Genomic DNA, 25069 nt, shown 5'->3' with positions numbered 1-25069 from the left:
CGCCCGGCGTGCGCGGTCGCCGGCGGGCCCGCCCCCCCCCCGCGCCCCCGCCCCCCCCCCCCCCCGCCCCGCCCCCCGGGGGGGGCCCCCCCCCCCCCCCCACGTCCGGGGGCTGGCAGGATGGGGCGCATGTTGCGCGTGGGCCTCAGCGGCGGGATCGGGTCGGGCAAGTCGACGGTGGCGGCGCGGCTCGTGGAGCTGGGCGCGGTGCTGATCGACGCGGACCGGCTGGCCCGCGAGGTCGTCGAACCGGGCAGCCCGGGGCTGGCGGAACTGGTCGAGCGGTTCGGGCCGCAGATCCGCACCGCGGACGGCGCGCTGGACCGCCCCGCGCTGGCCCGCGTCGCGTTCGCCGACGAGCAGGCCCGCGCCGACCTCAACGCCATCACCCACCCGAAGATCGGCGAGCTCACCGCGCAGCGCATGGCGCAGGCCCCGGCGGACGCGGTCGTGGTGCACGACGTCCCGCTGCTGGTGGAGAACGACTACGCGGCGAACTACCACCTGGTGATCATCGTGGACGCTCCGGAGGAGGAGCGGGTGCGGCGGCTGACCGGGCGCGGCCTCGACGCGGCGGACGCGCGAGCGCGGATCCGCGCGCAGGCCACCGACGAGCAGCGCCGGGAGGCCGCCGATGTGTGGCTGGACAACACGGGCCCGGTCGAGGACCTGATCGCCGAGGTGGACCGGCTGTGGTTCGACCGGCTGGTGCCCTACGAGCGCGGGGTGCGCGAACGGCAGCGGCCGCCGCGGAAGCCGCCGGTGCTCGCCGAACCCGACCCGGAGTGGCCGCGCACCGCGCGCCGGCTCGGCGCCCGGGTGCTGCGCGCGGCGGGTGAGGCCGGGCTGCGGATCGACCACGTCGGTTCGACCTCGGTGCCCGGGTTCCCGGCGAAGGACGTCATCGACCTGCAGCTGTCGGTGCGGTCGCTGGCCGAGGCCGATGCGATCGCGGAGGCGCTGGCCGACGCCGGCTTCCCGGCCGACGACGGGATCCAGCGGGACAACCCGCACCCCTTCGACCCGGAGCCGGAGCACTGGCTCAAGCGCTACCACAACTCGGCGGACCCGGGACGTCCGGTGAACCTGCACGTGCGGGTGCACGGCGGGCCGGGTTGGCGGGTGGCGCTGCTGCTGCGGGACTGGTTGCGGGCGGAGCCGGAGGCGCGCGCGGACTACCTGGCCGTGAAGCGCGACCTCGCGGCCCGCCACGACACTCCCGAGGCCTACGCGGCGGCCAAGGAACCGTGGTTCCCCACCGCACTTCCGAAAGCCCAGGAATGGGCGGACCGAACCAACTGGACCCCACCCCAGGACTGAAACCAGATCTTTCTCCTGTCGGCGGCGAAGCCGCTGAGTCGCCGACCACGCACGCAGCAGGACCACCCGCGGGTTCTCAGTTGCTTCCTCGCGAGGACAGCGTTTTCTCATGTGGCGGAGCCACCTGTGAAAACGATCCCGCAGCGAGGGAGCAGCTGAGGTTCCGCCACCCGCCCCGATGCCAAGAAGACCAGAAAAACTCACCAGAGTTCGAAGATGCCTCGGTGGGCGAGCCACTGGTTGATGTCCCGGTGCCTGCTGATCTCCTCGAAGGTCCGGTGCACGGTGCGCAGCGCGTAGTCGGCTTCGCTGAGCCGGATCATGCCGGCGGAGATGGCGGTGGCGAACTCCTCGGCCTGCACGATGCGCGCGGAGCCGTGGTCCGGGACCTGCAGGCCGAGCAGCAGATCGGTCACCGTCCACGATCGGGTGTCGCGTTCGACGTGAACGACGGTGAGCATGCTCGGTTCCCGCCGGGAGTGCCTGCGCCGGGACCGGCGGCGGGTGAGCCGCAGGCCGAGGTCCGGCATCAGCCAGGTGACCTCGCCTTCGTGCGCGGGATCCTCGGGCGTCGCGTATTCGAGGGAGAGCCCCCAGTGCTCCACCTGGCATCGATCCAAGGGCACGACGGCGCCCGAAGAATGCGAACGCTGCGCAGCGAACAGATCGATGGTGTCCACCAGCTGAGGAGTGATTACGGCGCCCACGACTTCAGACAGTAGCGTCGTTTTCGAGGCCCGCGATCGTCAGCACCGTTCTTTAACATAACTTTCCCGTCCTCGTCGGATATCGATTCGGCCCGTGCGCGGGCCATCACCGATTCGGCGGTACGAGCGACGGCCGGGCCACGGGATCGTGGGTGGATTGCCCGGACCAGGACAGCTCGATGCCGAGTTCCCGCATCCAGTCGTCCAGCCGGTTCCCGTGCCTGGCGAGCCCTTCCAACGCGGTGCAGGCGGCGCGCATGGCTCGTTCCGCGGTCCGCTCGTCGAGCAGTTCCGACCGCACGGCCAGCAGGAACTCGTCGACGTCGATCAACTGCGCTTCGCGGCCGTCGGCGACGAGCAGGTCGAGGTAGTGGTCCTCGGAGCGCCACCACCGCGGTCCGGGTTCGATGCGGGCGACGTCCACGTAGTAGTCCCAGCCGTCCGCGCGGCCCGGGTGGTGTTCCCAGCGGGTGATGCGGAGGTCGTGCTCGGGCAGCAACCAGGATTGCAGCGCCCGCAGTCTCGGGTGGGCGGGCATTCCGCGGCGGAGGTAGAGGCCGAACGGTTCGAGCCGGTATTCGTCCACGTCCCGGACGATGCTCTTGGGATCGGTGTTGGTCCCCGCTTCGACGTCGAACAGTTCGACCTTCGGCGGGTGCACGGGCAGTCCGAGGCGCTCTGCGATCTCGCGTTGCGTGGTCACCCCGCCACTGTAGGTCGGGTCCGGGGTGCGGCGGCAGGGTTGAAATCCGGGGCGGGAGGTGGTGCGCGCCTCGGCCGGCGGCACGGTGTCGGTGGGGGCTCGTACCCTCGGGGACGTGGCTTTCGCGACTGAGTACCCGACCCCGGCCGACACCACCTTCCGGCCGGTCAGCGACATCCCGCGCACCGGTGGCCGCTTCCGCATGGTCAGTGACTACGACCCGTCCGGCGACCAGCCTGCGGCGATCGACGACCTGGAACGGCGGATCAAGGCCAGTGAGGCGAACGTGGTGCTGCTGGGCGCGACGGGTACCGGCAAGTCGGCGACCACGGCGTGGCTCATCGAGCGGTTGCAGCGGCCCACGCTGGTGCTGGAGCCGAACAAGACGCTCGCGGCGCAGATGGCGAACGAGATGCGGGAGTTCTTCCCGGACAACGCCGTCGAGTACTTCGTCAGCTACTACGACTACTACCAGCCGGAGGCGTACGTCCCGCAGACCGACACCTACATCGAGAAGGACTCGTCGATCAACGAGGACGTGGAGCGGCTGCGGCACTCGGCGACCTCGAACCTGCTGAGCAGGCGGGACTGCGTGGTCGTGTCCTCGGTGTCGTGCATCTACGGCCTGGGCACGCCGCAGTCGTACCTGGACCGGTCGATCCCGCTGGAGGTCGGCGGTGAGATCGACCGGGACATGCTGCTGCGGGCGCTGGTGGACGTGCAGTACACCCGCAACGACATCGCGTTCGCGCGCGGCACGTTCCGGGTGCGCGGCGACACGGTCGAGGTGATCCCGGCGTACGAGGAGCTGGCGGTGCGCGTCGAGCTGTTCGGCGACGAGATCGAACGGCTCTACTACCTGCACCCGCTGACCGGCGAGATCGTCCGCGAGGTCGACGAGGTGCGGATCTTCCCGGCGACCCACTACGTGGCGGGGCCGGAGCGGATGGAGAAGGCGATCCGCGGCATCGAGGGCGAGCTGGAGGAGCAGCTGGCGAAGCTGGAGAAGCAGAACAAGCTGCTCGAAGCCCAGCGGCTGCGGATGCGCACCCAGTACGACATCGAGATGATGCGCCAGGTCGGCTTCTGCTCCGGCATCGAGAACTACTCGCGGCACATCGACGGCCGCGAGGCGGGCACGGCGCCCGCGACGCTGCTGGACTACTTCCCGGACGACTTCCTGCTGGTCATCGACGAGTCGCACCAGACGGTGCCGCAGGTCGGCGGCATGTACGAGGGCGACATGTCCCGCAAGCGCACCTTGGTCGAGCACGGCTTCCGGCTGCCCAGCGCGATGGACAACCGGCCTTTGACCTGGGAGGAGTTCGCCGACCGCATCGGGCAGACGGTGTACCTGTCGGCGACGCCCGGCCCGTACGAGATGGGGCGGGCCGGCGGCGAGTTCGTCGAGCAGGTGATCCGCCCGACCGGACTGGTCGACCCGGAGGTGGTGGTGAAGCCGACCGAGGGCCAGATCGACGACCTGGTCGGCGAGATCCGGGACCGCGCCGAGCGCGACGAACGGGTGCTGGTCACGACGCTGACGAAGAAGATGGCCGAGGACCTCACCGACTACTTCCTGGAGCTCGGCGTGCGGGTGCGCTACCTGCACTCGGAGGTGGACACGCTGCGGCGGGTGGAGCTGCTGCGGCAGTTGCGGCTCGGCGAGTTCGACGTGCTGGTCGGCATCAACCTGCTGCGGGAGGGCCTGGACCTGCCGGAGGTGTCGCTGGTGGCGATCCTGGACGCCGACAAGGAGGGCTTCCTGCGCTCCGGGACGAGCCTGGTGCAGACGATCGGGCGCGCGGCGCGCAACGTCTCCGGCCAGGTGCACATGTACGCGGACAAGATCACCGATTCGATGCAGCACGCCATCGACGAGACGAACCGGCGCCGCGCCAAGCAGATCGCCTACAACACCGAGCGCGGCATCGATCCGCAGCCGCTGCGCAAGAAGATCGCCGACATCCTGGACCGCGTCTACACCGAGTCGGAGGACACCGAGGAGTCGGTGGCGGTCGGCGGTTCCGGCCGCAACTCCTCGCGCGGCAAGAAGCCCAGCGGTGAGGCGGTGGCCTCGTCCGGGGTGCTGGAGGGCCGCGACACGAGCTCGATGCCGCGGGCGGAGCTGGCGGACCTGGTGCAGCAGCTCAACGACCAGATGATGAACGCGGCGCGGGAGCTGCAGTTCGAGCTGGCCGCGCGGCTGCGGGACGAGATCCACGACCTGAAGAAGGAGCTGCGCGGCATGGACGCGGCCGGGATCAAGTAGGACCCGCCGCCCGCGCCGGAGCGGGCGGGGTCAGGGCCAGCGGCGATCCGTCGCCGAGCCCTTGGCCGTCGGTGGTGTCCGGCGGCGCGCGTTCGCAGCGGGCTCGTCGTGGAACAGGACGGCTCCGACCGGGGATCGGCGCGGGCGCTCGGCATCGTGACGTGTCGTTCGAGGGGGAAGTGGCGCTCCGCGGCGGCGCGGAACGCCGGTTTCGACGGGGCTGTCATATCGACTGGTTCGCCGGCCAGGGACACCGGGGATGAGAGCGTCGCTGCGCTCGCTTTCGGCGCTTTCGTCCGGCGGGTCGTTCTCGTCGTTCGTGTTCGTGGAATATGACCGTCGTGAATGTGCGCGCATTCGACGGCGGCAATTTCCGATCTTGATGACGTTGTAGATCTTTCCCCTTCGGGGTGGTCGAATTGTGCGCGCGGGCGGGTTCGCGCTGCTCCGCGGGTGGTCCGGGTGGCTGCGCATTGGCCCGATCGGGTTTCACCGCCCGGCGGTATCGTCTTTCCGGTAAAAGAGCGTTGACCGCTCGGTCCGGATCTTTGTAATCTCCTTTTCTCGCTCTTCCGGGTGCGGTGGGGAATTGACCGGGGGAGTCGTGCAGCGCGGATCGGGGGATCTCATGGTGCGGCACGCGAGCAGATCGTTGTGCGGACGCGAGCGGGAACTGCGGTTGGTCCGGGAATTCCTGGTGCGCCCGGAACGCGGCGGCATCCCGGTGAGCCGGCCGGTTCCCGTCCTCGTCTTCTGCGGTACCAGCGGTACCGGGAAGACGGCGCTGCTCGACGAGCTCGCGGCCCGGATGGACGGCAACGTGCCGTGCGCCCGGCTGGACTGCGCGCGGATCGACGGTTCACCGGTGCCGCGGGTGCTGGCGGACCTCGCCGCTCAGCTGAGCAGGCCCTGCAAGGGCTACGGGATGCTGGAGTTCCCCCGGTTCATCGCGGGGCACCTCGCGCTCGGGCCGCGCCTGGACCCCACCAGCCGGCCCGCGGCGCGCAGGCAGGTCGAGGAGTCGCTGGCCACCTACCCGAAGATCAGCGATCCGCCGGGATTCCTGGCCTCGCTCGCCGGCGGGACGGCCGCCGCGGTGGGCGGGAACCTGCCGGACCTGGTGCTGACCGGCATCAACGCGCTGCGGCGCGCCCGGTGGCAGTGGGGCGACGAACGGGCCTGGTACGGGCACCAGGACCGGGGCTTGGACCGCGATCCGGTGGACGTGCTGGTCGACCTCAACCGCAAGGCCCGCGCGGACGTGCCGGACGTCGCGCAGGAAGTGGGCGAAGTGCTGTGGGCCGCGTTCCTGGCGGACCTGCGGAACGGGTTCCGCAGCGGGTGGACGGCCGATCGCCGCACGCTGAACTGCGCCGTGCTGCTCGACGATGCGGACGCCGTACCGGAACTGCTGCGGGGACTGGAAGCCGCGCGCCGGCGGCGCGGGACGGCCGCGGCCGAGGACCCGGATCCGCTGACCGCGGTGGCCACCGCGCACGTCGACCCGCTCGCGCGCGGCGGGCCGGTACCGATCGACGGCGCGGGCTACGCCGACCACCTCGCGCGCTCGGCGCAGCACCGCAGGCACGGTTCGTACCCGGTGCTGCTCGGCGACCTCAGCGCGGACGCGGTCGCCGACATGGCGGCGCCGCTGAGCCCGGTGCTGGACAACTCCCGGCGCGCGGTCGCGATGCTGCACGGCTTCGCGCACGGGCACGCGCGCACCACCCGGATGTTGCTGGACGCCATCGCGGAGCAGGGCGCGGACCCGGCCGACCTGCACGGGTTGCTCGTGGGGCCGCTGACTGCCGGGGCCGGTGCGGACCGGGTGGAGTCCCTCGCGCTGAAGGCGTTCCTGCGCGGCGTTCCGCTGACCGGCCTGGAAGATCTGATCACCTGCTCCGCGGCGCGGAACTTCGCGGAGGGACAGCTGCTGGCCGAGTACCGGCCGATGCTGGCCTCGGCGGACCCGCGGCCGGTGGTGCTCGAAGCGGCGTGGTGGCCGTGCTCCGTCGACGCGGACCAGGTGATGGTCCCGGTGCTGCGCAGGCTGCTGCTGCGCAGGCTCGCCGCCCGCGGCCCGGGCGAGCGCGCCGATTGGGAGTCGGTGCACCGCTGGCTGCGCAGCCGCTGCGAGCAGGATCAGGACCTGGCCGGGGAGTTGCACTTCGCCTTGGCCCTCGGCGAGGTCGAGCAGGTGACGCGGCGGCTCGCGGACCAGCTGGACCAGATGGACGCCGTGGCTTGGCTGGCTCTCCTGGGATCGGTGTGCTCGGCGCCCAGCCGGAGCACGAGCGCGCAAGCCCCCGGCGAGCGCGTCCGCGACCTGACCAGGTGGGTCATGCCGCGCGACCTGCCGGTGGCCCCGCTGGCCCGGCTCGTCGCCGCGAAGTGGGTGGCGGCCGACCCGCTCGGCGGCGCCCGCAAGCACGAGCTGAACAGCGAGATCGCAGTCGACCTCGACGACGTCGCGCCGTACGCGCGCGACGGCCTCCCGGTGCTGCGGGCCGAGGCGGACAGGTACCGGTGAACACCGGGGTGCAGGAGGAAGCTGTGAACGCGGTGCTGGATACGAGCTTCACCCGGCCGCCGTCGCACCGGGAGTCCACCCGGCGGCGGTGGTGGCGCCGGCTGGCCGCGCTCCTGGCGGCCGCGTTGGTGTGCGGCGTGGTGGTGGCGGTCTACCAGAACGGGTGGCGAGCGGTGTCGTACGCGCACTGCGGCTCGGGCGACTGGGTGGGACCGGCCGAGCTGCGCGCGGCCGGCGTCCCCGAGGACGAGGCGGGCGCCGCGGAGTGCATGGGCGTGTCGGCGTCGTCGAACTTCGGCGTCGACGCGCTGAGCCCGGTGATGACCAGGATCGACCGGCAGAACCGGGAGGCCGCGGCCGACCCGAACCGCGCCACGGTGACGGTGGGGGTGCTGACGCCGGTGCCGAAGCGCGCCTTCGGGGCCGCGTCCGAAGACCAGGTGCGCGACCTGCTCGAAGGCGCGGCCCAAGCGCAGCAGGACGTCAACGACGACCCCAAGGGCCCTGCCCTGCAGGTCGTGGTCGCCAACGAGGGATCCGGCGAGCAGGGGTGGGCGCCGGTCGTCGATCAGCTGAAGCGGCGCACCGCGGCGGAGTCCCCGCTGGTCGCGGTCACCGGGCTCGGGGTGAGCACCAAGGAGACCCTGCTGGGGGCGCACGCGCTCGCGGACGCCGAGATCCCGATGGTGGGCGCGGTGCTCACCGCCAACGGGTTGAACGCGCGCGGGGTGGTGGAGGGGTTCGACGCCGGGGAGGACGTGCCGAGCGGTCGGATCGACGGGTTCTTCCTCGTCAGCCCGAACAACCGGCGGGAGGCGGAAGCGCTGGCGGAGCAGCTCGCGGACGAGCGGGGGACGTCGTCCTACCAGCTGGTCAAGGATCTCAACCGGGACGACTTCTACACGGTCGGCCTGGCGAACGCCCTGCAGGACGCGTTCGGGAACGGGGTGGACCGGTTCCCGATCACGTTCGCCGGGGACGCCGGCGAGGGCGAGATCGCGTTCTCGCTGGAGGATGCGGCGAAGCGCGCGTGCTCGAACGAGGGTGACGCGGTGCTGTACGGGGGTCGGTCTTCGCAACTGCTGCCGTTCCTGAAGCAGCTGGCGGCGGACTGCCCGCGCCACACCACGGTGATCACCGGCTCGGACGCCGCGAGTCTGGACCCGGCGGACGTGCCCGCCGACGTCCGGGTGGTCTACGCGGCGCTGGCGGACCCGGATGCGCTCGGGTCACCTGGGTTCAACCCGCAGGCCGCGAAGCGGTTCGGCGAGTTCCGGGAGAGGTTCGCCGACCCGGCACGTCTCGCCAACGGCTGGGCGATCATGGAGTACGACGCGATGAAGGTCGCGGCCGCGGGCATCGCGGAGGCCGTCCAGGGCGATCAGCAGGCGGTCCCGACGCCGAACTCGGTGCGCGGGCGGATCGGCGGTCACATCAGTCCGAACTACCAGATCGACGGCGCGGGTGATTCCTTCTACTTCGACGAGGACACCGGTGAGCCGCGCGGTCGGGCGATCCAGATCGTGGAGATCGAGGACCAGGAGCGGACACCCGTGCGCAACTACCCGGGCTGACCCGAGTCGCACGCGAACGCCCGGGGCTGCAGCCCCGGGCGCCGCGCCGCACCACCTCACGCGAAGGCGCTGAGCCCGGTGATGGACTTGCCGACGATGAGGGTGTTCATCTCCCGGCTGCCCTCGAAGGAGTAGACCGCTTCGGCGTCGGCGAAGAACTTCGCGACCTCGTAGTCGAGGACGATGCCGTTGCCGCCGAACAGCTCCCGCGCCCAGGCGACGACCTCGCGCATCCGGGTGGTGGTGAACGCCTTGGCCAGCGCGGCCTGCTCGGCGCCCGCCTCACCCTGCTCGGTGAGCTGGTTGAGCCGGACCACCATGCCGAACATGGCGGTGATGTTGCCGAGCATCTTCACCAGCAGGTCCTGGATCATCTGGAACCCGCCGATGGGCTTGCCGAACTGCTCGCGGCTCACCGCGTACTCGCGGGCGAGCTCGTAGGCGCGCATCGCCAGCCCCAGCGCCTGCCAGGCGACGCCGCCGCGGGTGCGGGCGAGGACCTTCGCGGTGTCCCGGAAGCTGTTGATGTTCTGCAGCCGGTCGGCCTCCGGCACCCGCGCGTCCTCGAAGACGAGGTCGGCGTTCTGCACGGTGCGCAGCGCGATCTTGCCTTCGATCTTGGTGGCGGTGACGCCGGGGGTGTCCTTGCCGACGACGAATCCCTTCACCTGGCCGTCGGCCTCGTCGCGGGCCCACACCACGATGAGGTCGGCGAAGGTGCCGTTGCCGATCCAGCGCTTGGCGCCGTTGAGCACCCACTCGTCGCCTTCGCGCCGCGCGGTGGTGCGCATGCCGCCCGCGACGTCGGATCCGCCCTCGGGTTCGGTGAGCGCGAACGCGCCGATCTTGCGCATGGCGACCATGTCCGGCATCCAGCGGTCCCGCTGCTCCTGGTCGCCGCCGCCCTGGATGCTGCCCATCGCGAGTCCGGTGTGGACACCGGAGAACACGGCCAGCGACGGGTCGATGCGGTTGAGCTCGATGCTGAGGAAACCGGGGAACAGGGAGCTGCGCTCCTTGCCGTCGCCGTGCTCGGGGTACTGGTAGCCGGCGAGGCCGAGCTTGGCGAACTTCTCGATGGCCTCGAACGGGAATTCCGCCTTGTCCCAGGCCGGGTTGGCCAGCGGGGCGATCTCGCGCTGCAGGTAGTCGCGGATCTCGGCGAGTTCGGCGCGCTCGGAGTCGCTGAGCAGCTCGGCGTAGCCGAAGAAGTCCGGGTCGGTGCTGATCTTCTTGGGCATCGTGGCCCTCTCTCTGCGAGTGGCGGGGCGGCGTGCGCCCCGGCCGGTCAGTGCTGGTCGGCGCCGTCCGCTTCCGCGTCCAGCGCGGCGTTGATGGCGTTGTGCTTGCGGTCGCGGGTTTCGGAGCGCTCCAGGTAGGCGTGCGGACCGGACCCGTAGGCGGATTCGATCTGGCCGACGAGCTCCTCGACGGCGGCGGGCGTCAGCTCGGGGCGTCCCAGCCCCTTCCACTGCTCGGCCATCCGCAGCCCGAGGTGGCCCATCATGTGCCGGATCCCGCCGGGACCGCCGCCGAGGTGGAAGCTCTCGAACGGGCCGATCGTGGCGTAGCGGCCGCCGAGCGACGCCTTCATCACGGTGTCCAGTTCGGACGCCGAGACGACGCCGTCCAGCACCAGGCTGATGGCCTCCTGCATGATCGCGCCCTGCAACCGGTTCGCGGCGAAGCCGGGGACCTCCTTGTGCAACCGCACCGGGGTCTTGCCGAGTTCGCGGTAGAACTCGACCGTCGCCCGCACCACGTCCTCGCCGGTGCGCTCGCCCGGCACCACCTCGACCAGCGGCACCACGTGCGGCGGGTTGAACGGGTGCGCGATGAGCACCCGCGCCGCCACCTCGGCGGGCAGCTGCTCGGCGATGTCGGTGGCCACGATGCCGGAGCTCGACGAGGCCAGCACCGCGCGGGAGGGGGCGTGCTCGGCGATCTCGGCGAACAGCTCCTGCTTGAAGTCCAGCCGCTCCGGGCCGTTCTCCTGCACCAGGTCGACGCCGCGCACCGCCTCCGGCATCGAGGACGTCACCTCGATGCGGCCGAGCAGGTCGGCGGCCGAGGCGCCCGGGATGCCCGCGGCGATCGACGGGACGGCCTCGCTGAGCACCTGCGCCAGGTCGTCGCGCGGGTCGGTCAGCCGCACCTGCATGCCGCGGGCGGCGAACAGCGCGGCCCAGGACAGGCCGATGGTGCCCGCGCCGACCACCGCGACCGACTTCCACCGGAGGTCGTTGCTCGTCATGGGATTTCGCTCCTTCACTCGGCGAGGTAATCGTGGACCGGGGTCGCGGCGCCGAGCGTCAGGTCGGTGACGACGTGGCTGGCGGAGACGACCTCGCGCACCGGCAGGTCCGCCAGCGGCGCCAGCACGTGCTCGAACAGCTGGAGCCGGGCCGGGCCGGTGTGGGCTTCCTTGACGGTGATGTCGGTGATCTGCGAGCGGATCAGCTCGCACACCCGGGGTTCCCGCCCGTAGCCGGGGACGATCTTGAGCATGAACGAGGGCACCGTGATCTCGGCCTTCGCCCGCTCCAGGTCCATCGGGTGGTGCTTGTAGCCCATGGTCGCGGTGGCGACCCGCTGCGTGCCGTAGTCCAGGGTGCCCACCAGCGCCCCCTGGTCGGGGAACAACGCGGGCGAACCCAGCACCTTCGGGTAGGCGCTGGCCTCGCGACCGGCGGCGGTGGCGGCGAAGTTGTCCAGGTACATGGCGTGCAGGTACTCGCCGCGCTCGGCGCCGAGGCGCACCGGGATCGCCTGGCCGCACTCCACGTACGGGCCGAACGAGGTGACCTCGCCCATCTTCATGATCTCGAACCGCACCAGCGGCTCATCGATCTCCAGCGGCTCCGGCACCACGGCACGCAGCGCCTCCGGGTCGGTCCGGTACACGACGTTGAGGTATTCGCGGTCGGTGAACCGGGGGACCGCCGCGGCGTAGGCGGGCGCGGTGAGCGGCGTGGTGGGGCTCTGCAGGATCTGCTCGCGGTTCAACGACCGGTCTCCTTCGTGCACGGGTGGTGGAGGTGGAATTCCCCGGTGGGTGCTGCGGCAAAGCTCACCGCTGGTCGAGCTCGCGCAGCACCTCGTCGGTGTGCTGGCCGGGCAGCGGCGCGTGGCTGCGGATCGAGGCGGGGGTGGCCGAGAAGTTCACCGGCACCCCGATGGCCCGGTAGGCGCCTTCGCTGGGGTGCTCGGCCAGGTCGAGCAGGTGGCCGCCGCGGACGTAGTCGTCGGCTGCCGCGTCGTCGAGCTTGAGCACCGGCCCGACCGGGATGCTGTGCTTGGTGCACACGTCGATCCACTCGGCGGTGGTCAGGTTCGGGGTGACCGACTCGATCATCTCGGCGAGCGCTTCGCCGTCGTTGATGGCGTCCAGGATCTCGCCGTTGACCCGCGGGTCCTCCGCGAGGTCGGAGCGCCCGGCCGCGTGGAACAGGTCGCGGCAGTTCTGCGGGCTGTAGGGGATGATCATCGCGTGGCCGTCCTTGGTGGGACGGGCCCGGTGCCCCTTGTTCATCGAGGGGGCGAACCCGGTGGGGCCCATCGGCGGCTCGAACGCGGCGCCCTGCAGGTGCTCGACCAGGTTGAACGCGAGCAGCGTGTCGGCCATCGGCACCTCGACCAGCTGACCCTCGCCGGTGGCGCGCTGGTGGTGCAGCGCGGCGAGCGCGGTGTAGACGATGGTCAGCGCCGCGACCTTGTCGGCGAAGATGCTGGGCAGCACGACGGGGGCGCCGATGTCCCCGGACCGCGCGGCGAGGTCCAGCAGCCCGGAGGCGGCCTGCACGGTCTCGTCGTAGGCGGCGAGGTCGGCGCGGTCGGAGTCGGGGCGGAAGCCCTGCGCATGCGCGTAGATGAGGTGCGGGAACTCCTCGGCGAGGCTCTGGTGGTCCATGCCGAGCCTGCGCAGCGCGCCGATCCGCATGTTGGTGATGAGGATGTCCGCGCCGCCGATGAGCTCCAGCGCCGTGGCGTGGTCGGCTTCGTCCTTCAGGTTCAGCGCCACGCTGCGCTTGTTGCGGTTGACGTTGAGGTTCAGCGGCGTCATGCCCGGGGTGCGGTGCAGGGTGCCGTTGCGGACGGTGTCCTTCGGCGACTCGATCTTGATGACGTCGGCGCCGAGGTCGCCGAGGATCTGGGCCGCGTACGGGCCCATCACCACGGTGGCCATGTCGATGACCCGGACACCTGCCAGCGGGCCGGTCCGGCCCGAGGTGGCGGGTGCGTCGGCGGGGGCTGTCATGGCTGCGGACTTCCTCTCGCGCGGTTTCATTAGCTTCACTAACGACGCTACGAGCGGGTTCCGGGAGGGGCAATCGATCGGTGCGCCCGATCGGAGAACAACGGCGTGACCGCGGCGGTCATGCCATTGCGGGGCGCTGACCAGCGGTTTCGCCGGAGCGGTCCGCCCGTGCGGCCCCGCCGGACGCTCCGCTGTCGGTGCCGCCGTCCACAATGATCGGCACACCGCTCGAACCGAGGAGGCGCAGTGCTGACCACGCCGGGATTCCCCGCCGGAACGCTGGACGACGAGGGCTGTCCGGTCTGGACGACCTCGCTGTACGGGCCCGACCACCTGATGTTCTACCTGGTGCGGGACCTCGAACCCGCCGCCGCGCTGGAAGTGCTCGGCGCCGACCCGGCACGTGCCGTGCCCTGTGCGCTTCCCGCCGAAGCCCCGGCCGAACTCGACACCCGCTCGCTGCCCGCCACCGTGCTCGACTCCGAAGCGGAGACCGTGCTGCTGGCCGGGCGGGTGCGCGGCTGGACCTTCGTCATGGACGACGCGAACACCACCGACGACCTCGGCGACGACCCCGCCGCGGCGCTCTCCGCCGCGGCCCCCGGACCGGCGGTGTCGCTGCACATCGACATCAACGCCCTCAACCGGCTCTGCTACGCCGAGGACGGGGAGCCGGTGTTCGAGACCGACTTCGACAACGTGGAGAGCGACGTGGCCGAACTGCCCGCGGACGCGCCCGCGGTCGTGCGCGCCGCGATCGACGCCGCCGGGAACCTCGACGAGCTCATCGAGGACGACGAGGACGACGACGAGGACTACTCGGACCGCCGCGACCACGCCTTCCTCGACCGCCTGGCCTGTGCCTTGGCCGGAGCGAACTGGACCTACGACGAACTGCGCGCAGCGGACTTGATCGCCGTGGAACTGGACTGACCGTTGCGTGGGGGTGGTGTGGCGGAACCTCAGCCGCTTCCTCGCTGCGGGATCGTTTTCACCGGTGGCTCCGCCACAGGAGAAAACGCTGTCCTCGCGAGGAAGTGGCTGAGAACCCGCGGGTGGTCCTGTTGCTCGGGTGGTCGTCAGCTCAGCGGCTTCGCCGCTGACAGGAAAACGATGCGGGGCCGTTGCGCCGGGGTGGCTCCCCGGTCACGAGAGGACTTCGAGGGCTCCTGCGACCAGGTCGGCGAGTTCGCCGCCCGGTTCGGCGCGGTCCGCGCGCCAGATCAGCCCGGTCGCCAGCACCGGGTCGATGTCCGCGAACGGCAGCACCACCACCCGGTCGTGCTCCCACGGGCGGCCCATCTGGTTCTGCGGGTCGAGCATCGAGATCGCGAACGCGCCGCCGTTCGCCACGAACTCGCCGGTGCCCGAGTAATCCCTGGTGCTCAGCGTGGTGCGGCGGTGGATGCCCGCGGCCGCCAGCTGCACCTCCAGCTGGTCGAAGTACGTCGGGGACAGGCCCGAACCGGGCCGGGCGTAGACGTGGCCGGTCAGCTCGGCGAGCGACACCGACTCGCGGCCCGCGAACTCGGCGGCGGGCAGCACCGCGCCCAGCGGCTCCCGCATCACCTCCCGCACCTCCACGCCCTCCGCGTGCGCGGGCAGGTGCACCAGTGCCAGCTCCAGCTCGCGGCGCCGCACCTGGTCCACCAGGTCCAGGCTGCCGCCCGGCCAGCGCCGCACCTCGCAGCCCGCCGTGCGGTCGAACTCGCGCAGCCGGTCCCGCAACCGCGGGTGCAGGCCCGGCGGCACGCCCACGTGCACGATGCGCTGCTGCGTCCCCAATTCCTGGCGCAGCCGTCCCGGGATGTCGTCGAACCGGGTCAGCACCTCGGTGGCCAGCGGCAGCAGCGCGCTGCCCGCGGGGGTGAGGTGCACGCTGTGCGAATCGCGGTCGAACAGCCGCACGCCCAGCTCGCGCTCCAGGTCCCGGACCCGCCTGCTCAGCGGCGACACCGCCATGTGCAGCTGGCGCGCCGCCTTCGAGAAGCTCAGGTTCTCGGCGACGGCCGCGAAGTAGCGCAGGTGGAACACCTCCATGCGTCGCAGCCTATTACCCCGTTCGGCCACGCCCCGCGCCGCCCGATCAGCTGGTGATGTCCTTGCGCCGGAAGCTCCAGTGCGCCAGCAGCACGAACACCGCCGCGTACACCAGCGACGAGCACGCCCCGTTGGCCATGCTCGTCCAATCGACCTCCTCGGCCAGCAGGTCCCCCCACGCGTACGCGTAGTGCGTCGGCAGGAACGAACGCAGCCCGCCCAGCGCCGAGATCTGGTCCAGGATCTGCGACAGGATCGAGGCCAGCACCGCGCCGCCCACCGCGCCCAACGGCGCATCGGTGCTCACGCTCAACCACAGCGCCAGCCCGGCGACCCAGCTCAGCTGCACGGCCAGGTACAGCACCGCCAGCGCCACGGTCAGCAGGCCCACCGGGAACGGCAGCACGCTCCCGCTCGGCGTCACCAGCTCCCCGGTGCCGTACCAGAACACGCCCGCCGCCAGCGCCACCGCGGGCAGCAGCGCGATCCCCAGCAGCGACAGCAGCGCCGCCACCACCGCCTTCTGCCGCAGCAGCCGCCCGCGCGGCACCGGAGCGGCCAGCAGGTAGCGCAGGCTCGACCAGGAGGCCTCGCTGGCCACCGTGTCGCCGAAGAACAACGCCACCACCACGACCAGCAGGAACCCCGCCGAGGAGGACATCGCGAACGCGGTGAAGTTCAACCCGCTGGAAGTGGCCATCCCCGCCAGGTCCGCGGTCCGCGGCACCGAGCCGTCGTCGCCGATCACGAACGCGGCGAGCAGCAGCAGCGGCAGCAGCACCAGGAAACCCAGCGCCAGCCGCGTCCGCCGCCGGCCCGCCTGCCGGGCCAGCTCCACCCGCACCGGCAGCGTCCGGCGCACCTGGTAGCCCTGCACGCTGCCGTCCGGCTGGGTGGGGTCCTGCGCGCTGACCGGCAGCGCGGCCGCCGTCTCCCCGCTCGACGCCGTCTCCCCGCTCGACGCGGGCGCCTCGGTCACCGCGGCCGGGATGCTCTCGACGACACCGGAACGCGGGTGCTTCCGGGCGGTTCGGCGGGTGCCGCCACCTGTCGTGCTCGGTCCGGTGCTCCGGGTCGGGTCAGGTCCGGCCGGGCTCCCGGCGGTGCCCGGGCCGGTGCCCCTTCCCGCCGTGCCCGAGCCGGCCGTGCCCGAGCCGGTCGTGCCCCCGGCCGGGGTCGACCCGGCCGCGCTCGCCGCCGTGCCCGGACCGGTGGCGTCCCGCGCGATCGGGTCCGGCCCGGTGGGCCTCGGTTCGTCCGGTTCCCAGGTGGGGCTGGTCCAGTCCCGTTCCGGGAGGGGAGCGGCCGCGCCGTCGTCCGGCTCGGTACCGGGTTCGGCGGATCCGCCGCGGCCGATCTCCGGGAAGTCCAGGTCGTCGCGCTCCACCGGGCCGGACCGCTCGTCCGGCTCCGGGTCGTCCGGCAGCAGCGCGTCCGAACCCCACAGCTGCCCGCGCGGCTCCGCGGAGTCCCCGCCGAGCAGGCCGCCGGACTCCAGGGCGCGGGCGATCGCCGCCCGGTGCCGCTCGGACTCCGACGACAGCGGCTCGGTCTCCCGGCCGCCGCGCGCCGCGTCGGCCGCCCACGGCTCCTCCGCCGAGGAGTCCGGGGCCGCGGGCCCGGTACCGCCCGTGGACCGCTCCGCCATCAGCGCTGCTCCTCTCCGACCAGGTTCAGGAATGCGTCCTCCAGCCTGCGCCGCGGACCCACCTGGTCCACCGACACCCCCGAGACCACCAGCGCGTTCACCGCGGTGGACCGGTCGTGCCCGCGCAGGTCGGCGTGCACCAGGTCGCCGTCCACCTCCACCGCGCCGAGCCCTTCCAGCGCTCGCAGCGCCGCCGCGGCCCGCGCGGGGTCGTCGACGCGGAAGGTCGCCTGCCCGTCCACGGACACGATCTCGGCCACGCTGCCCGAGGTGATCACCTCGCCGCGGTGCATCACGATCACGTGCGTGCAGGTCTGCTCCACCTCGGACAGCAGGTGGCTGGACAGCAGCACGCAGCGACCGGTCGCCGCGTAGCGGCGCAGGATCTCGCGCATCTGGTGGATCTGCGGCGGGTCCAGCCGGTTCGTCGGCTCGTCCAGCACCAGCAGGTCGGGCAGCCCCAGCATGGCCTGCGCGATCGCCAGCCGCTGCTGGGTGCCCTGGCTGAACGTGGCGGTGCGCCGGTGCGCGTGCTCGCCGAGGCCCGCGATGTGCACCACCTCGTCGAACCGCGCCTGCAGCATCGGCCTGCCGGTCGCCGCCCAGTAGTGCTTCAGGCTCTCCAGCCCGGTCAGGTGCGGCGGGAACCCGGGCGATTCGACCAGCGCACCGATCCGGGACAGCACGGGGGCGCCCGGCTCGACCCGGTGCCCGAAGACGCGGACCTCCCCGGACGTCGGGTGCAGCAGTCCCAGCAGCAGGCGCAGCGTCGTCGTCTTGCCCGCGCCGTTCGGGCCGAGCAACCCGACGATCTGCCCGCGTTCCACCCGCATCGACGCACCGCGCAGCGCGGTGACCTTGCGCGGGAAGGTCTTGGTGAGCTCGGTGATCTCCAGCGGCGGCCCGGTCACCTCGGCCTCCGTCGCCGGCGCGTAGCCGCGGCGCAGCCGGGTGATCAACCAGCCGAGGCCGCCCAGCAGGGCGATCCCGGCGATCCCGGCGACCGGGGCGGCGGGGAACGCGCCGTCGCTGGTGCTGGTGCCCTTCACCGAGGGCACCGACAGCGCGCGCGGCCCCGCCAGGTCCACCCGGTGCACCGCGGTCGCCGTCGGCACCGCGTAGGCCTGGTCGGTGGTGCTCACGGCGAGCTCCAGCCGGTGCCCGGTCTCGACCGAGTGCACCACCCCGGGCAGCGCCACGTTCACCTCCACCGGCGTGCCGTCCGGGCGCAGGCCGGTCACGTGCATCGGGGCGACCGCGTCGCCCAGCAGCTCGCGGCGGCCCTCGCGGTCCACGTCGTAGAGCTTCGCGAACAGCACCGCGTCCCGGGTGGTGGGCTGGCCGGGTTCGGCGGCGACCGACAGCCGGGTCTGCGGCACCCCGGAGATCAGCATCCGGGAGGACATCGGCTCGGTGCCGAACACCGCGACCTGCCGCGGCAGGTCGTAGGGCTCGACCCGGCGGCCCTGCTTCCCGGGCAACGAGCTCAGCGCGCCCGGAGCACCGCCGGGCGGGTTGAGCACCGAGGTGGCCCGCCCGTGCAGGTCCAGCGAGAACCGCGGGGTGCGGTCCGCGCGCACCCCCGGGTAATCCGGGGCGGACGCGGTGCGCACCGGCACCTCGCCGTCCGCGCGGGAGTTGCCCGCGATGTCGAACCGGAACCGGTCACCGGGGTCGGCCGCCTCGCCGACGCCCAGGTGGAAGGCGAACCAGTCGGCGATCCGGGCCTCCACGCGCGGCCCGGGCGGGGCGCCGTCGTGCCCTCCGGCGAACCACAGCACGCTCACGTCACCGCCGGCGGCGGCGATCTGGCGGGCGTTCGCATCGGCCTGGTCCAGGCCGAACAGGGTGTCCTGGGTGCCTTGGGCGAGCAGCGTCGGGATGCGGATGTCGCGGGTCACCGAGCTCGGCGAGACCGAGGCGAGCAGTTGCCGGGTGGCCGCGGAGGCGCGGCCGGTGCGGGCCAGCTCGCCGTACGCCGCGCACACGTCCGGGGCGAAGTTCCCGCAGGCCACCGAGGACCCGTCGGCGGGCGCCGGCCCACCGGGGGAGAACAGCTGCCCCGCCCAGGCGCGCCGGAACACGCCCTGCGGCCCGGCGGTGCCGTGCGCCGGGGTGTCCGCGGACGGGGGCGCGCCGCCCGCCGCGTTCGGCAGCAGCGCCTGGCCGAGGTCGTTGTAGGTCATCACCGGTGCGATGGCGTCCACCCGGGGGTCGCTGCCCGCCACCAGCAGGCTCAGCGCGCCGCCGTAGGAGACGCCGGTGAATCCGACCCGCGGGTCGCTCTCGCCGTCGCGCTGCACCTCCGGCTGCCGGGCCAGCCAGTCCACGATCTGGTGGGCGTCGGAGACCTCGTACTCCGGCGCGTTGAGCCGGATCCGCCCGCTGCTGCCGCCGAATCCCCGCGCCGAGTAGGTCAGCACCGCGAACCCGCGCCGCACCAGCTCCCGCGCCTGCGCGTCCGCGTCGGTCTTGTCGCCGCCGAGGCCGTGGGCGATCACCACCGCCGGGGCCGGGGTCGCTGCGGGTGCGTAGAGGGTCGAATCGATCTGGATGCGCTCCTGGCCGCCCGGGCCGTCCTGCACGTCGATCAGCGCCTGGCGCGGCTCCGGAGCGGCGGGAGTGGGGGGCTCGCCGGACCAGAGCGCCGCCAGCCCTGCGATCAGCAGCACGACGATCACGATGAGCAGCAGGAACGGCCTGCTGCGGCGGGGGAGCGGGGGCACGGGCCCGACAGTAGGGGAAAGAGGCGGCAACGGTTTCATCCTGAGGCGGGCCAGGGCGAAGACGCTATGAAGCAGCAACCGAACAGAAATCCGGCCGTCCGCCGCGGCGTCACCCTCGCGATCGTCGTGTCGTTCGGTGCGCTGCCGCATCCCCGAGTGCGGGCGCGGCGATCATAACCGCGCCGTGGGCCACGGCCATCGCCCGTTCGTTCGAGTCGAGCTGCTGCAGCCGATGGCCTTGCTCACACGCCGACACCGGTACCCCGGTTCGGGTGATGCTGTGACCAGGGCATTGCTGTCCTAGGTAGCTCGCCGTAGCCTTCCGGCTGCATTCGGGGCGATCAACCCGGGCTGGTGTTCGAAGCAGTGCATAAGTGACAATCTTGGCAACGTTGTGGAGGGGAGTATTCCTTCGCGGCGGCATCGTCATCACGGCCCCACCGGTTGCCCCGAAAGCTCCCGTTGGGACCCGGTGCCGTCGACCGGCTCGTTTTCGCCGGTGGAAGAGACCTCCGGTCCCGGCGCACGCCCTGAACCGGAGGTAATCGATGGGTGCCGAGCTGACCGTGGTGGCGCAGCAGGCTCAAGAAGCGGCCGATTCCATGCACGTGCCCTGGTGGATCTGGGCGGCCACGCTGGGCGGTCTCGCCCTGCTGCTGCTGATCGACCTGGTGATCGTCGACCGCAAGCCGCACGAGGTGACCACCGGCGAGGCGGCTCGGTGGGTGACCTTCTACATCGCCTGCGCGATCGTCTTCGGCATCGGCGTGTGGATCTTCGGCGACCAGCACTTCGCGATCGAGTACTTCACCGGTTACATCACCGAGTACTCGCTCAGCGTCGACAACCTGTTCATCTTCATGGTGATCATGTCGAGCTTCGCGGTGCCGACGATCCACCAGCACCGGGTGCTGCTGATCGGCATCCTGCTGGCGCTGGTGATGCGCGGCGCGTTCATCGCCGTCGGCGCCGCGCTGATCGAGCGCTTCGTGTGGGTGTTCTTCGTCTTCGGCGCGTTCCTGATCTGGACCGCGATCGGCATGATCCGGAACAAGGACGAGGACGAGGAGTACAAGGAGAACATCGTCGTCCGCTGGGTCCGGAAGGTCTTCCCGGTCACCGACGACTACCACGAGACCAAGTCCGTGGTGAAGATCGACGGCAAGCGTTTCCTCACCCCGATGTTCGTGGTGATCGTCGCCATCGGCAGCGCCGACCTGCTGTTCGCGGTCGACTCCATCCCGGCGATCTTCGGCATCACCCAGGACCCGTTCCTGGTGTTCACCGCGAACGCGTTCGCGCTGATGGGCCTGCGGCAGCTGTACTTCCTGCTGGGCGGGCTGGTCGACAAGCTGGTCTACCTCAACATCGGGCTGTCGATCATCCTCGGCTTCATCGGCATCAAGCTGGTGGTGCACGCGCTGCACGAGTACCACGCGGTGCCCGAGTGGCTGGACATCAACAACTGGATGTCGCTGGGCGTCATCATCGGCGTGCTGGTGATCACCACGGTGGCCAGCCTGGCGAAGGCCCGCAAGGACGAGGCGGCCGCGCAGCCGGCGGAGCCGGAGGCCAAGCCCTGATCCCGCCTCGGCGGCCGCGCCGCCGACGAGATCGAGACCGCGAACCGCGCGGCATCCGACGACCGGGATGCCGCGCGGTTCCGCGTCCGGGCCGGTTCGCCGATCAGTCCGCGGGCATCGCGTAGCCCTGCTGGCGCCACGCCTCGTACACCGCCACGGCCGCCGAGTTCGCCAGGTTCATCGACCGGATCCCCGGCAGCATCGGGATCCGCACCCGGTCGGTGATCCGGTCCGAACCGGACACCTCCGCGGGCAGGCCCGTCGACTCCGGGCCGAACAGCAGCACGTCGCCCGGCCGGTAGCGGACCTCCTCCAGCGAGGTCGTCGCGCCCGTGGTGAACGCGAACACCCGCTGCGGATCCAGCTCCGCCAGCAGCGACTCCCAGTCGTCGTGCACCCGCAGCACCGCCCGCTCCCGGTAGTCCAGGCCCGCCCGGCGCAGCCGCGCGTCCGCCACGTCGAACCCCAGCGGCCGCACCAGGTGCAACGCGCAGCCGGAACCGGCGGCCATCCTGATCGCGTTGCCCGTGTTGCCGGGGATCTCGGGGTGGTAGAAGACGACGTCGAACACGCGGGGTCCTTTCACGTTCGCTGCCCGCCGCATCGTAGTGACCCCCTCGGCGCCGCCCGGATCGCCGACCAGGTGCGCGGGCCCGTCGCCGCGCTCTGGTAGAGAAGTGCGCATGGCGGGGCGCGGGACCAACACGACGACGAAGGCCGAGCGCACGGCCGCCCCCACGCTGCCGGTGGCGAGCGTGCTGGTGGAGGTGTCGCTGCCCGCGCACCTGGACCGCACCTTCGACTACCTGGTCCCGGACCGGCTGCACGAGGCCGCCGCCGTCGGCTGCCGGGTGCGGGTGCGGTTCCGGGGCAAGCTCGTCGACGGGTACCTGCTGGAGCGCAAGGAGTCCTCGGACTTCACCGGCACGCTGCAGTGGGTGGACCGGGTGATCTCCTCCGAGGTGGTGCTGCCGCCGCGGCTGCTGGAGCTGTGCCGCGCCGTCGCCGCCCGCTACGGCGGGATGCTCGCCGACGTGGTGCGGCTCGCGGTGCCGCCCCGGCACGCGCGCGCCGAGAAGCAGGTCGCCGAACCCGCGCCCGTCCCGGAACGGCCGGACACCGCGGCGTGGCAGCGCTACCAGCGCGGACCGGCGCTGCTGGACGCCGTGCACGCGGGCAAACCGGCCCGCGCGGTGTGGCAGGCGCTGCCCGGCGAGCAGTGGACCGACCGGCTCGCCGAAGCCGCCGCCACCGCCGCGTCGGCCGGGCGGGGCGTGCTCGTGGTGGTGCCGGACCACCGCGACGTCACCCGGCTGCACGCCGCCTGCGCTCGCGCGGTCGGCGAGGACGGGGTCGTCGCGCTCACCTCGGAACTCGGGCCGGGGGAGCGGTACAAGCGGTGGCTGAAGGTGCTGCGCGGCGCGGTGCGCGTGGTCGTCGGCACCCGGGCGGCCATGTTCGCCCCGGTGCACGACCTCGGGCTGGCCGTGGTGTGGGACGACGGGGACGCGATGCACAGCTACCCGCAGATGCCGTACCCGCACGCGCGGGACGTGCTCACCCACCGGGCGCACGCCGCGGGGGCCGCGGTGCTCGTCGCCGGGTTCGCCCGCACCGCGGAGGCCGCGCTGCTGGTGGAGACCGGCTGGGCGCAGCAGGTCGTCGGCACCCGCGACCAGGTACGGGCCGCCGCGCCGCGGGTCGTGGCGATCGGCGCCGACGACACCCAGCTGGCCCGCGATCCGGCGGCCCGCGCGGCCCGGCTGCCGTCGGTGGCGTTCGACGCGGCTCGCGCTGCGCTGCGCGAGGGCGCGCCGGTGCTGGTGCAGGTCCCGCGCCGCGGCTACGTGCCCGCGCTGGCCTGCGGCGACTGCCGGGAGCAGGCGCGCTGCCGCCGCTGCGCCGGTCCGCTGGGGCTGCCCGGCGGGACCGAGGACGGGGCGCCGAAACCGGCCGCGTGCCGCTGGTGCGGGGCGGCCGAGGCCGCGTTCCGCTGCGGGTCCTGCGGTTCGCGGCGGCTGCGGGCGATCGCCATCGGCGCGGGTCGCACCGCCGAGGAGCTCGGGCGGGCGTTCAGCGGCGTGGCGGTCCGCACCTCCGGCGGTGGGGAGATCCTTTCCAGCGTGCCCGCGGGACCGGCGTTGATCGTGTGCACGCCCGGTGCGGAACCCGTCGCCGAGGGCGGCTACGGCGCGGCGCTGCTGCTGGACGGGCGCACCCTGCTGTCCCGCCCGGAGCTGCGCGCCACCGAGGAGGCGCTGCGCCTGTGGTTCGCGGCGGCGGCGATGGTGCGCCCCGCGCGGGACGGCGGCCGGGTGGTGGTGATGGCCGATTCCACGCTGCAACCGGTGCAGGCGCTGGTGCGGTGGGACCCGGCCTGGCACGCGTCGATCGAACTGGCCGGGCGCGCCGAGCTCGGCTTCCCGCCTGCGATGCGGGTCGCCGCGGTGGACGGCTCGCCGGAGGCGGTGAACGACCTGCTGGACCACCTGGAACTGCCCGGCACCGGCGAGGTCCTGGGGCCGGTGCCCCTGGGCGAGGTCGACGAGGACGGCGGCTCCGAGCAGGAGCGCGCACTGGTGCGGGTCACCCGTCCGGCGGGGCGCGAGCTCGCCGCCGCGCTGCACGCGGCGCAGGCGGTCCGCGCCTCCCGCAGACCGGCCGAGCGGGTCAAGGTCCGGGTCGACCCGCTCGAACTCCTCTGACCACCCGACCCGCCCGAGGTGAGTGGCCCGCTCGCCCGGTTCCGCCGGCGGACGGGCCACTCATCCGGGTCAGTAGCGGTAGAGGTCGGGCAGGCCGGGGGCCGGGTCCGCGGACGCGGAGTTCGGCGCCGAGATCCGATCCGGGTCGCCGTCGGAGGTGTAGCGCGACTCGGGGTCGCCCGCCAGCTCGTCCAGCCACTGGGTGGACCCGTACTCGGCCTCCTCGCCGGTGGCGGCCTGCGAGCGGATCCGCGGGATGTTCTGCCCGTCGAACTCCGCGTCGAACGGGGAGCGCGCCGGGTTGGAACCGACCAGGAACACCGCGTCGTGGTGGTAGGTCACGCCGTCGGCGCTCCCGTCCGCGGCGAGCGCCTCGTCGTCCGGGTGCACGCCCAGCGGCAGCGCCAGCGCGCGCACCGGCACGTCCGGCAGCGCTTCGCCGATCTTCCGCTGCATGGCGGCGATCTGGTGCTGCGCCTCCGCGGAGCCGACCTGGCCGAGGTTGGGGTGCTCCAGGGTGTGGTTGCCGACCTCGAAGCCGTGCTCGTGCAGCCACGGCAGCGTGGTCTTCCCGCCCGGGTCCTCGAACGGCGGGTCGAACACGAAGAAGGTGGCGGTGGGCCGGAACTCCGGGTGCTCGGCGGCGGTGTCGAGCAGGATGCGCACGGCGGTGTCCGGCGCGGGCCGCCCGGCGCCGTCCAAGGCGAACTGGCCGGTGGAGCCGTCGTCGAAGGTGAGCACCACCGGGTGCCTGCCCGCGGGGATGTCGATGCGGCCGCTCGCGTACTCGCTGGCGGTGATCGGCGTGTAGTCCTCCGCGGCGAGCCGTTCCAGCGCGGCGCGGAAGTCCTGCGGGGTTCGGTCGTAGACGCTGCTCGGTTCGGTGGTGATCCGGTGGTACATCAGCACCGGGACCTTGCCGAGTTCGTTGGCGCGCACCGATTCCGGCGCCGGAGGTGGTGGCGGCGCGGGCGGGGGAGCGGAGGGCGACCGGGAGCCACCA

18 protein-coding genes are annotated in these 25069 nt (G+C 72.4%); 7 read left to right on the top strand and 11 right to left on the bottom strand.

Annotated elements, in window-relative coordinates; translation table 11 throughout:
* Positions 1–129: 129 nt before the first annotated feature.
* Positions 130–1320, top strand: a complete 1191-nt coding sequence (gene coaE, locus LCD33_RS01675) for a dephospho-CoA kinase (RefSeq protein WP_224956378.1) — start codon at positions 130–132, stop codon at positions 1318–1320.
* 200 nt (positions 1321–1520) lie between these two features.
* Here the strand turns inward: coaE and LCD33_RS01670 are convergent, their stop codons facing one another.
* Both LCD33_RS01670 and LCD33_RS01665 read right to left on the bottom strand, forming a co-directional pair.
* Complete coding sequence (locus LCD33_RS01670; RefSeq protein ID WP_224965953.1) at positions 1521–2000, bottom strand: hypothetical protein; 480 nt, start codon at positions 1998–2000, stop codon at positions 1521–1523.
* A 133-nt stretch (positions 2001–2133) separates the two neighbouring features.
* The gene (locus LCD33_RS01665) at positions 2134–2730 is read right to left on the bottom strand and encodes a DUF402 domain-containing protein (RefSeq protein WP_224960848.1); all 597 of its coding nucleotides are present in this window, start codon (positions 2728–2730) and stop codon (positions 2134–2136) included.
* A 115-nt stretch (positions 2731–2845) separates the two neighbouring features.
* Between LCD33_RS01665 and uvrB the strand changes: the two genes are divergently transcribed.
* The 3 genes from uvrB (at position 2846) to LCD33_RS01650 (ending at position 9106) form a co-directional block, all read left to right on the top strand.
* Positions 2846–5002, top strand: coding sequence for an excinuclease ABC subunit UvrB (gene uvrB, locus LCD33_RS01660; RefSeq protein ID WP_224965954.1), 2157 nt, complete (start codon positions 2846–2848; stop codon positions 5000–5002).
* Between the two features lie 628 nt (positions 5003–5630).
* On the top strand, positions 5631–7532 hold the full coding sequence (locus LCD33_RS01655; RefSeq protein WP_224977446.1) for a hypothetical protein: 1902 nt from the start codon (positions 5631–5633) through the stop codon (positions 7530–7532).
* 23 nt (positions 7533–7555) lie between these two features.
* The gene (locus LCD33_RS01650) at positions 7556–9106 is read left to right on the top strand and encodes a hypothetical protein (protein ID WP_224977445.1); all 1551 of its coding nucleotides are present in this window, start codon (positions 7556–7558) and stop codon (positions 9104–9106) included.
* A gap of 56 nt (positions 9107–9162) precedes the next feature.
* On the opposite strand, the gene LCD33_RS01645 is transcribed toward LCD33_RS01650, so the two are convergent.
* The 4 genes from LCD33_RS01645 to LCD33_RS01630 all read right to left on the bottom strand — a co-directional run bounded on the left by LCD33_RS01645 (position 9163) and on the right by LCD33_RS01630 (position 13364).
* Entirely contained in the window at positions 9163–10347 is a 1185-nt protein-coding gene (locus LCD33_RS01645) for an acyl-CoA dehydrogenase family protein (RefSeq protein WP_224960858.1), read from the bottom strand.
* 47 nt (positions 10348–10394) lie between these two features.
* Entirely contained in the window at positions 10395–11360 is a 966-nt protein-coding gene (locus tag LCD33_RS01640) for a 3-hydroxyacyl-CoA dehydrogenase family protein (RefSeq protein ID WP_224960861.1), read from the bottom strand.
* Between the two features lie 14 nt (positions 11361–11374).
* Positions 11375–12112: an acetoacetate decarboxylase gene (locus tag LCD33_RS01635; protein WP_224960863.1), complete on the bottom strand. Its 738-nt coding sequence runs from the start codon at positions 12110–12112 to the stop codon at positions 11375–11377.
* A 64-nt stretch (positions 12113–12176) separates the two neighbouring features.
* On the bottom strand, positions 12177–13364 hold the full coding sequence (locus LCD33_RS01630) for a CaiB/BaiF CoA-transferase family protein (protein ID WP_224960865.1): 1188 nt from the start codon (positions 13362–13364) through the stop codon (positions 12177–12179).
* A 246-nt stretch (positions 13365–13610) separates the two neighbouring features.
* Here LCD33_RS01630 and LCD33_RS01625 point away from each other — a divergent pair, with 246 nt between their 5' ends.
* A complete protein-coding gene (locus LCD33_RS01625; RefSeq protein ID WP_224977444.1) occupies positions 13611–14297 on the top strand; it encodes a DUF6461 domain-containing protein in 687 nt (228 codons plus the stop codon).
* 213 nt (positions 14298–14510) lie between these two features.
* On the opposite strand, the gene LCD33_RS01620 is transcribed toward LCD33_RS01625, so the two are convergent.
* From LCD33_RS01620 to LCD33_RS01610, 3 genes are all read right to left on the bottom strand, one after another.
* Positions 14511–15404 carry a LysR family transcriptional regulator gene (locus LCD33_RS01620; RefSeq protein ID WP_224960871.1) on the bottom strand — a complete coding sequence of 298 codons (894 nt, stop codon included), beginning with the start codon at positions 15402–15404 and terminating at the stop codon, positions 14511–14513.
* A gap of 46 nt (positions 15405–15450) precedes the next feature.
* Positions 15451–16395 (bottom strand): ABC transporter permease, encoded by a 945-nt coding sequence (locus LCD33_RS01615; protein WP_374108139.1) that lies wholly within the window; start codon positions 16393–16395, stop codon positions 15451–15453.
* A gap of 656 nt (positions 16396–17051) precedes the next feature.
* Positions 17052–19817, bottom strand: a complete 2766-nt coding sequence (locus LCD33_RS01610) for an alpha/beta fold hydrolase (RefSeq protein WP_374108138.1) — start codon at positions 19815–19817, stop codon at positions 17052–17054.
* Between the two features lie 563 nt (positions 19818–20380).
* Here LCD33_RS01610 and LCD33_RS01605 point away from each other — a divergent pair.
* Positions 20381–21361 carry a TerC family protein gene (locus LCD33_RS01605; RefSeq protein WP_224960882.1) on the top strand — a complete coding sequence of 327 codons (981 nt, stop codon included), beginning with the start codon at positions 20381–20383 and terminating at the stop codon, positions 21359–21361.
* Positions 21362–21464: 103 nt separating this feature from the next.
* Here LCD33_RS01605 and LCD33_RS01600 read toward each other — a convergent pair whose 3' ends face one another.
* Positions 21465–21932: a tRNA (cytidine(34)-2'-O)-methyltransferase gene (locus LCD33_RS01600; protein WP_224960876.1), complete on the bottom strand. Its 468-nt coding sequence runs from the start codon at positions 21930–21932 to the stop codon at positions 21465–21467.
* A 112-nt stretch (positions 21933–22044) separates the two neighbouring features.
* Between LCD33_RS01600 and LCD33_RS01595 the strand changes: the two genes are divergently transcribed.
* On the top strand, positions 22045–24066 hold the full coding sequence (locus LCD33_RS01595) for a primosomal protein N' (RefSeq protein WP_224977443.1): 2022 nt from the start codon (positions 22045–22047) through the stop codon (positions 24064–24066).
* Positions 24067–24135: 69 nt separating this feature from the next.
* Here the strand turns inward: LCD33_RS01595 and LCD33_RS01590 are convergent.
* The coding region (locus tag LCD33_RS01590; RefSeq protein WP_224977442.1) for a polysaccharide deacetylase family protein at positions 24136–25069 on the bottom strand (934 nt) is incomplete at its 5' end.

The organism is Saccharopolyspora sp. 7B (assembly GCF_020177435.1).
GTDB lineage: Bacteria > Actinomycetota > Actinomycetes > Mycobacteriales > Pseudonocardiaceae > Saccharopolyspora_C > Saccharopolyspora_C gregorii.
This window is presented reverse-complemented; position numbering and strand designations above follow the sequence as displayed.

Coding starts and splice junctions, on each gene's coding strand:
- coaE (WP_224956378.1), top strand. CDS start 130: ATGTTGCGCGTGGGCCTCAGCGGCGGGATCGGGTCGGGCAAGTCGACG.
- LCD33_RS01645 (WP_224960858.1), bottom strand. CDS start 10,347: ATGCCCAAGAAGATCAGCACCGACCCGGACTTCTTCGGCTACGCCGAG.
- LCD33_RS01620 (WP_224960871.1), bottom strand. CDS start 15,404: ATGGAGGTGTTCCACCTGCGCTACTTCGCGGCCGTCGCCGAGAACCTG.
- LCD33_RS01605 (WP_224960882.1), top strand. CDS start 20,381: ATGCACGTGCCCTGGTGGATCTGGGCGGCCACGCTGGGCGGTCTCGCC.
- LCD33_RS01655 (WP_224977446.1), top strand. CDS start 5,631: ATGGTGCGGCACGCGAGCAGATCGTTGTGCGGACGCGAGCGGGAACTG.
- LCD33_RS01610 (WP_374108138.1), bottom strand. CDS start 19,817: ATGAAACCGTTGCCGCCTCTTTCCCCTACTGTCGGGCCCGTGCCCCCG.
- LCD33_RS01595 (WP_224977443.1), top strand. CDS start 22,045: ATGGCGGGGCGCGGGACCAACACGACGACGAAGGCCGAGCGCACGGCC.
- LCD33_RS01630 (WP_224960865.1), bottom strand. CDS start 13,364: ATGACAGCCCCCGCCGACGCACCCGCCACCTCGGGCCGGACCGGCCCG.
- LCD33_RS01640 (WP_224960861.1), bottom strand. CDS start 11,360: ATGACGAGCAACGACCTCCGGTGGAAGTCGGTCGCGGTGGTCGGCGCG.